Below are 6,397 nucleotides of genomic sequence, written 5' to 3'. Positions count from 1 at the left end.
CGAGCCGACCTCCAGCTCCATCAGCCGCTCGGCCGCAAAACCAATCATCTCACGCAATAAATCTGCATCCGCGCTCTTCTCAACGAGGGAGCGCACGTTCATCATGTCATTGGTCATCGGTGGTCTTTCCGTCAGGTTGGTCTTGAACAACCCGACCCTAGCGGAAAACACTGATGGCCGCCCGCAAAGCCGATCACCCGCTACAGCGCAACGAAAAGCGCGCGGGCACTCGGCTTTGCTATCTCCCGCCAGTTACACCATCTGCTGGGACACGATCCTGCCGAAGATGTCCTCAGAAGCTCGTGACGTCGTCGTCCCGTCGAGAACACCGACTTGCGGTGCCAGTCAAACTAATCGGCTGGTCGGTTATATGGTCGAGCGTCCTTGAACAGACCTGGAGGCGGCGGTTGTGCCAGCCGTGCCGATGCCGGCTTTGCGTTCCACAATACGGCCAGATACCGACAGGTTTCGCAGTGGCAGTTTTCTTGATTTTGAAGGGTACAACCCAGAACCTTGACCCTGGGCCGGGGGACCATTTCAATTGCCCTCGCATCCCGCAGATAGCAGTCGAGGCGCTAACACTCTGTTAACCACACAAATTGAGGAAGACCCCGATTGAATGCCAAGCGACATTGGGATCTCGCCAATCACTCCACCCAACCCTGTTGCGGTCGTAGCCGGGGCAGACCCGGAGGCATTGCTGACGGGCTGGCCAGGTAAGCGACGCTCTTTGCACCTAGCGCAAGGGCTGGCGGCAATCGAGACTTCGCGCGTCGTGTTTGACCTCAATCCCAAGCGAGATCATCGACGCAGTCCAACACATAGGGGCCGGGGAAGCTGCCTAGCGACGTTGCCGTGACTGAATTCAAAAGAGGAGTCGATTCAGGCTCTATGGCGAAAACCATTGCTTCTCGGCACGCTACCCCCTGTCAGTGCCTCTACAGCGCCTACGATCGTCTTGACTCTAGGTGGTCGGGCTCACCTTTGGCTAGATGACATAATGGCGATGCTTATCCGGATTAGCGGCACGGCCCGTCTTCTATTCCGACGCCCCAGCTACTAATCTTCTCTGGCTCTGAGAATTGGCTTCTCGGAATCCTGACGACGCAGTGACTTTTTCGCGATCTCGTCCCCAGACACATGGAATATTTATGCGGTCGAGACTGACTCTCAACGTGCCACGTGCGTGACGCGGCCGCTTCCATGGTTGCGGCGCGGCTAGCGCATCCTGAGCAGGAGGTGATCCAATGGCCGATTCTGAATCGAACCTGGAATCAGACATTATACCGATGCCGAACGCCGACCCACTCTTGGACTCGCGACGACGGGAGGCCTCGCCGCTGATTGGCTATCTTGCTTCGTTCACATTGACCGCCATCGCCGCGGTTGTGGCGATCGGCATCGACAGAGCTCTGTCGATGCCCAACGTCTCCCTCGTTTTTGTAGTGCCGGTGATCGTAGCGGGCGTTTCCTTCGGCTTTGGCCCGTCGCTTTGCTCGGCCGTACTCGGTGCTCTCGCCTATAATTTCTTTCTGACCGAGCCACGCTACACGCTGGTCGTCGACGACCCGGCAAATATTTGGGCGATCTGCCTGCTGTTTCTCGTCGGACTGATCGTGAGTGGCATTGCCTTCACCTCCAGGAGGAGGGCGGCGGATGCGGCCCCTCTTAGAAGGCACGCGGCTCTGCTGCAAGGCTATCGTCGTGACGTCGTGGCGGCGGACAGCATGAACAAGGTTATGTCGATCACGTCTCAAGCCCTCGCTACGCTGTTCCAGGTTCCCGCCATTGTGATGCTCATTGCGGAGGGAAATGTGATTTCGGCCAAAGGCGTCGGCGGCTTGCAGCCAGAGCAGGCAGACAGGCGGCGCGATCGTCATTGGAGATGGGCAACGTCGCGCGCGCCGGAGTCTACCCGGCGTTGGCCTCGCGCTTTGATTTTTGGCCCGTCACAACGGGGGAAGGCCGGGCTGCCGCCATTGGGCTCGCATTCGATCCCAGTAATCGCCCTTCGGCACCAGCGGCATCGATCGACATCGTTGGAAGTGTTTTGGCGCAGGCACTTTCGCGTGAGCGTTCTGCGGTAGGCCGCGACGCTCGATCCGCACCATAGGTCCGAGGAAGCGATGCACGGTAAAGGATAACTCACTGACTGGTGGTTTGCGGACTATAGCGTCCAGCGGAGATGGAGGTGCCTCTTGGATCGATCATTACTTGTTGCCAGGCTCCTTGGACCGACATTTGCGGCGGTCTCGCTCGGAATGCTGATCAATGTCGGCATGTATGAGACCATGATCGCGGAGGCGCTGCACTTTGGCATCCCGTTCTACCTGTCCGGGGTATTGTCTCTGCTTGCTGGCCTCACAATCGTAAATCTGCACAACAGATGGCAGATGGACTGGCGAGTGATCATTACCGTGCTCGGCTGGCTGATGACAATGGGTGGCGTTGTCCGGATTGTCCTGCCGCAGATCGCAATCGCCGCAGGTTCGACCATCTATAGTGGTCGTGCTGCCGTCATAGGGGTGGCACTGGTCATCGGTGCGCTGGGCGCTTTCCTAAGTCTCAAAGGCTATGCACGGCGTGCCTGAGGCAGGGAACTGCGCGGCGGAAGGACGGCCCCAATCGGCATTTCATCTTCGCCATCCGTGCAGGGCCGATTCAGAGAAGTCCGCCGGCAGGAACAGAACTATCGCGCCACGATGCCGAATGCATCCTGCACCTCGGTGGTAATCGTGCCCGTGGTTTCTAGATTGTTGTCCTTCTGCATCTCGCCCAGAGCCGCACGCATTTCCGCATCGACGACTCCTGTCAAGGCGCCGGCATATTCGCCATAAGCCGTCAGTCCTGATTACATCTGAATGACGACGTGCCGGAACTTGTTTGAATTGCCCGGAAGAGTTTTGGCTGGAGCCACCAGTTGCGGAGCGACGGAAGCAGGAGCATGAATGTGGACGCCGCCAGGCCGCCAGCTGCAAAAGTGAAGAGCCGAGATGACCCCGGCTCCAACTCTTTCACTATTTCTTAGCCGCTTGGGCGGCATACATGTAGCTATCGTAGCTATATTCAGCGACGCGGAACCATTCGAAGCTCTCGTCGCGGAACTTTTTCCAGCCGGGATAGATCTTTGCCCAGGCTGGATGTTTCNGGCCGTATTCGCTGTAAAGCTCGAAGGAAGCCTTGTAGGCCGAATCCATAACGTCGCGCGGAAGAGGACGCAGCTTTACGCCCTTGCCGACGAGCGAGCGGATCGCCGCGGTATTCTTCACGTCGTAAAGCGCTTGCATGTTGACGTTTGCCGCCTTGCAAGCGGTATCCAGCGCTGCCTTGTAGGTATCGGGCAGGCCATCATACTGCTCCTTGTTAATGAAGAAATGGATCGTCAGACCGCCTTCCCAGTAGGCCGGGTAGTAGTAGTTCTGGGCGATCTGGTAAAACCCAAGCTTCTCATCGTCATAGGGTCCGATCCATTCGGCGGCGTCGATGGTGCCACGCTCGAGAGCGGGATAAATATCGCCACCAGGCAGCTGCTGCGGGACGACGCCGAGGCGTGACATGACTTCGCCGGCAACGCCAGCGATGCGCATCTTGACACCCTTCAAATCGGCAACCGATTTGATTTCCTTTCGGAACCAACCGCCCATCTGCGCGCCGGTCGCACCACCCGGGATGCCGATGATACCGTAGTCGGACAGGAACTCGTTATAGGCTTCGTTGCCGCCACCATGATAGAGCCAGGCGTTCTGCTGACGACCGTTGAGGCCGAACGGGATGGTGGAGCCGATGGCAAAGGTCGGATCCTTGCCCGTGAAATAGTAACCGCAGGTATGGGCAAGCTNGACCGTGTTTGCCTTGACGGCGTCGATCGCCTGGGCACCTGGCACAAGCTCGCCTGCCTGGAAGACCTGGATCTGGAACTTGCCCTCAGTGATCTTGTTCAGGGCATCGGCCATCACCACCGCGCCGCCATAGATCGTGTCGAGGTTGTTTGGAAAGCCCGACGTCAGGCGCCAGCGGATCGTCGGGGCACTCTGCGCGACCGCGGGGGCGGCCAGCGATGCACCGGCTACGGTTGCAGCGCCGGCCAGCGCGCCTTTCGTCAAAAAGTTTCTGCGGCCTTGGTCTGTCGTCATGGTCTTCCTCCTCGGTTGTATGGCACCGCCGCTCGATTGCGACAGCGATCTTGTGTGTGTCCGTTGCCTGACATTCAGGGATTGCTTCCGTTCTGCTCCGGCGCGCCGAAGCTCGGCGTCGGGGACCCAAAGTCAGGCGCCGGTGTGTCGAGCGCAGGCGGTGAGGTTTCGTCCTTGGACGGTTCGGACCCGAACGGTGCTGCGGGGGTACCAAAGGGATTGGCCCCATCCTCGCCCGGCATCGGCACGTTGAGCTCGATCGTGGACGGATCGACGGCGACCTGACCGGATTTGTAGTGCGTGACCAGCTGCGGGAAGGCGATGACGATGATCACCATGGCAAGCTGGATACCGAGATAGGGAAGGGCGCCCATGTAGATCTGGCCGGAGGTAACCGGCTGGATCGTCTGGCCGGTGATCCTGTCTTTATAGGCCCGCGTTGGAGCCACCGAGCGCAGGTAGAACAACGAAAAGCCGAAGGGGGGATGCATGAACGAGGTCTGCATGTTGATCGCCAGCATCACACCGAACCAGATCAGGTCGATGCCGAGGCTATCGGCGACGGGTGCAAGCAGCGGAATGATGATGAAGGCCAGCTCGAAATAGTCGAGAAAGAAGGCCAGGAAAAAGACGAGGAGGTTGGCGACGATGAGGAAGCCGACCTTGCCGCCGGGAATCGATGTCATCAGATGCTCGACCCAGACGTGGCCGTTGACGCCGTAGAAGGTAAGAGAGAAGACACGTGCACCGAGCAGGATGAAGATCACGAACGAGGAAAGCTTCGCCGTTGCATACAACGCGGACTTGACCATCTTCAGATCGAGACGGCGATTGAGGGCGGCGAGCCCGAGCGCGCCAACCGCGCCCATCGCGCCGCCTTCTGTCGGCGTTGCCAGACCGATAAAAATCGTGCCGAGAACAAGGAAGATCAGGACGAGCGGCGGGACGAGCGAGATGATGACGCGTTGCAGAAGCTTCCAGCCTTTAATTGTGCGCGCCTCGGCGGGCAGCGCCGGCACGCTTGGCGGCCGGATAATTGACATCGTGATGATGTAGGCGGCGTAAGCGGCAACGAGGAGAAGCCCTGGGACGAGGGCGCCCTTGTACATGTCGCCGACGGACCGGCCGAGCTGGTCGGCGAGAATGATGAGGACGAGGCTCGGCGGAATGATCTGCGCCAGCGTCCCGGAGGCGGCAATCGTGCCTGCGGCAACACGCCGGTCATAGCCATAGCGCAACATGATCGGAAGGGAGATCAGGCCCATCGAGATGACAGATGCGGCGACGACGCCGGTTGTGGCGGCAAGGATCGCACCGACAAAGATAACGGCGAAAGCCAGGCCGCCGCGAACCGGACCGAACAGCTGTCCGATTGTGTCGAGCAGATCCTCGGCCATGCCGCTTCGTTCAAGAATTAAGCCCATGAAAGTGAAGAACGGGATCGCAAGCAGTGTTTCATTCGACATCTGCCCGAAGAATCGGTCGGGGATGGCGCCGAAGAGATTGACGGGCAGAAGACCCATTTCGATGCCAACAAAGCCGAAGACGAAGCCGACGAAGGCAAGCGCGAAGGCTACCGGATAGCCGATGAGGAGCACGACGATCAGCGAAAGAAACATGATCGGCGCGAGATTTTCCGCGAAGAATGCAAACATGGTGATGCCCCGGGCCTTAGAGTGTCTGTGCTTCGGCGTCAGCCAGAGCGATCGCATCGGGCATGTCGCCTCGTAGGATCGCGATCCGCTTGATGAGCTCCGAGACACCCTGAAGAGCCAGAAGCCCGAATCCGAAGGGGATCATTGCCCAAACGGGCCAAAGGATGAGCCCGCCGGTATTGTTGGATATTTCTCCGGTCGAGAATTTCTCGACCACCGTCGGCCAGGAGAGGTAGATGGTGATGAGGCAGAAGGGGAACAGAAAGAAAATCGTACCGAGGACTTCGATCCAGAGCTGCATCCGGCGGGAGAGATGACCATACACCAGGTCGACCTTGACATGCTCATTGCTCATCAGCGTCCAGGCCGCCGCGACCAGAAAGGCAGCGGAGAAGAGATACCATTGCGCCTCGAGCCAGGCGTTAGAGCTGAGATTGAACAGTTTGCGCGTTGTCGCGTTGATGGCGCTGATCAGCACGGCTAGAAGCAGAAGCCAGGAGACAGCTTTTCCGAAAAAGGTGTTGATCGCGTCTATCGCGCGCGAAATCGCTAGAAGTCCGGCCATGAATTTCCTCCCGAGGCCACATGCAGCGACCGCCAAGGAGACCT

Annotated in this window: 6 protein-coding genes; 2 read left to right on the top strand and 4 right to left on the bottom strand. The window is 58.9% G+C overall.

Annotation, left to right across the window (positions count from 1 at the left end; all coding sequences use genetic code 11):
- Nucleotides 1–1,247: 1,247 nt before the first annotated feature.
- Both RHIBUN_RS34360 and RHIBUN_RS0130010 read left to right on the top strand, forming a co-directional pair.
- Nucleotides 1,248–2,087, top strand: a complete 840-nt coding sequence (locus tag RHIBUN_RS34360; RefSeq protein WP_245271768.1) for a DUF4118 domain-containing protein — start codon at nt 1,248–1,250, stop codon at nt 2,085–2,087.
- Nucleotides 2,088–2,198: 111 nt separating this feature from the next.
- On the top strand, nt 2,199–2,591 hold the full coding sequence (locus RHIBUN_RS0130010) for a hypothetical protein (protein WP_025662453.1): 393 nt from the start codon (nt 2,199–2,201) through the stop codon (nt 2,589–2,591).
- 98 nt (nt 2,592–2,689) lie between these two features.
- On the opposite strand, the gene RHIBUN_RS37710 is transcribed toward RHIBUN_RS0130010, so the two are convergent.
- The 4 genes from RHIBUN_RS37710 to RHIBUN_RS0129990 all read right to left on the bottom strand — a co-directional run bounded on the left by RHIBUN_RS37710 (nt 2,690) and on the right by RHIBUN_RS0129990 (nt 6,353).
- Nucleotides 2,690–2,845: a peptidoglycan-binding protein gene (locus RHIBUN_RS37710; RefSeq protein ID WP_280949591.1), complete on the bottom strand. Its 156-nt coding sequence runs from the start codon at nt 2,843–2,845 to the stop codon at nt 2,690–2,692.
- A gap of 172 nt (nt 2,846–3,017) precedes the next feature.
- Entirely contained in the window at nt 3,018–4,133 is a 1,116-nt protein-coding gene (locus tag RHIBUN_RS0130000) for a TRAP transporter substrate-binding protein (RefSeq protein WP_025662452.1), read from the bottom strand.
- A gap of 74 nt (nt 4,134–4,207) precedes the next feature.
- Nucleotides 4,208–5,788 carry a TRAP transporter large permease subunit gene (locus RHIBUN_RS0129995; RefSeq protein WP_025662451.1) on the bottom strand — a complete coding sequence of 527 codons (1,581 nt, stop codon included), beginning with the start codon at nt 5,786–5,788 and terminating at the stop codon, nt 4,208–4,210.
- Nucleotides 5,789–5,804: 16 nt separating this feature from the next.
- Entirely contained in the window at nt 5,805–6,353 is a 549-nt protein-coding gene (locus RHIBUN_RS0129990) for a TRAP transporter small permease subunit (protein WP_025662450.1), read from the bottom strand.
- Nucleotides 6,354–6,397 lie beyond the last annotated feature (44 nt).

Source organism: Rhizobium sp. IBUN (assembly GCF_000510625.1).
GTDB classification, from domain to species: Bacteria; Pseudomonadota; Alphaproteobacteria; order Rhizobiales; family Rhizobiaceae; genus Rhizobium; species Rhizobium altiplani.
This window is presented reverse-complemented; position numbering and strand designations above follow the sequence as displayed.

Bases quoted from the DNA above. Each gene is read 5' to 3' on its own strand.
- RHIBUN_RS34360 (WP_245271768.1), top strand. From the start codon at position 1,248: ATGGCCGATTCTGAATCGAACCTGGAATCAGACATTATACCGATGCCG.
- RHIBUN_RS0129995 (WP_025662451.1), bottom strand. From the start codon at position 5,788: ATGTTTGCATTCTTCGCGGAAAATCTCGCGCCGATCATGTTTCTTTCG.
- RHIBUN_RS0129990 (WP_025662450.1), bottom strand. From the start codon at position 6,353: ATGGCCGGACTTCTAGCGATTTCGCGCGCGATAGACGCGATCAACACC.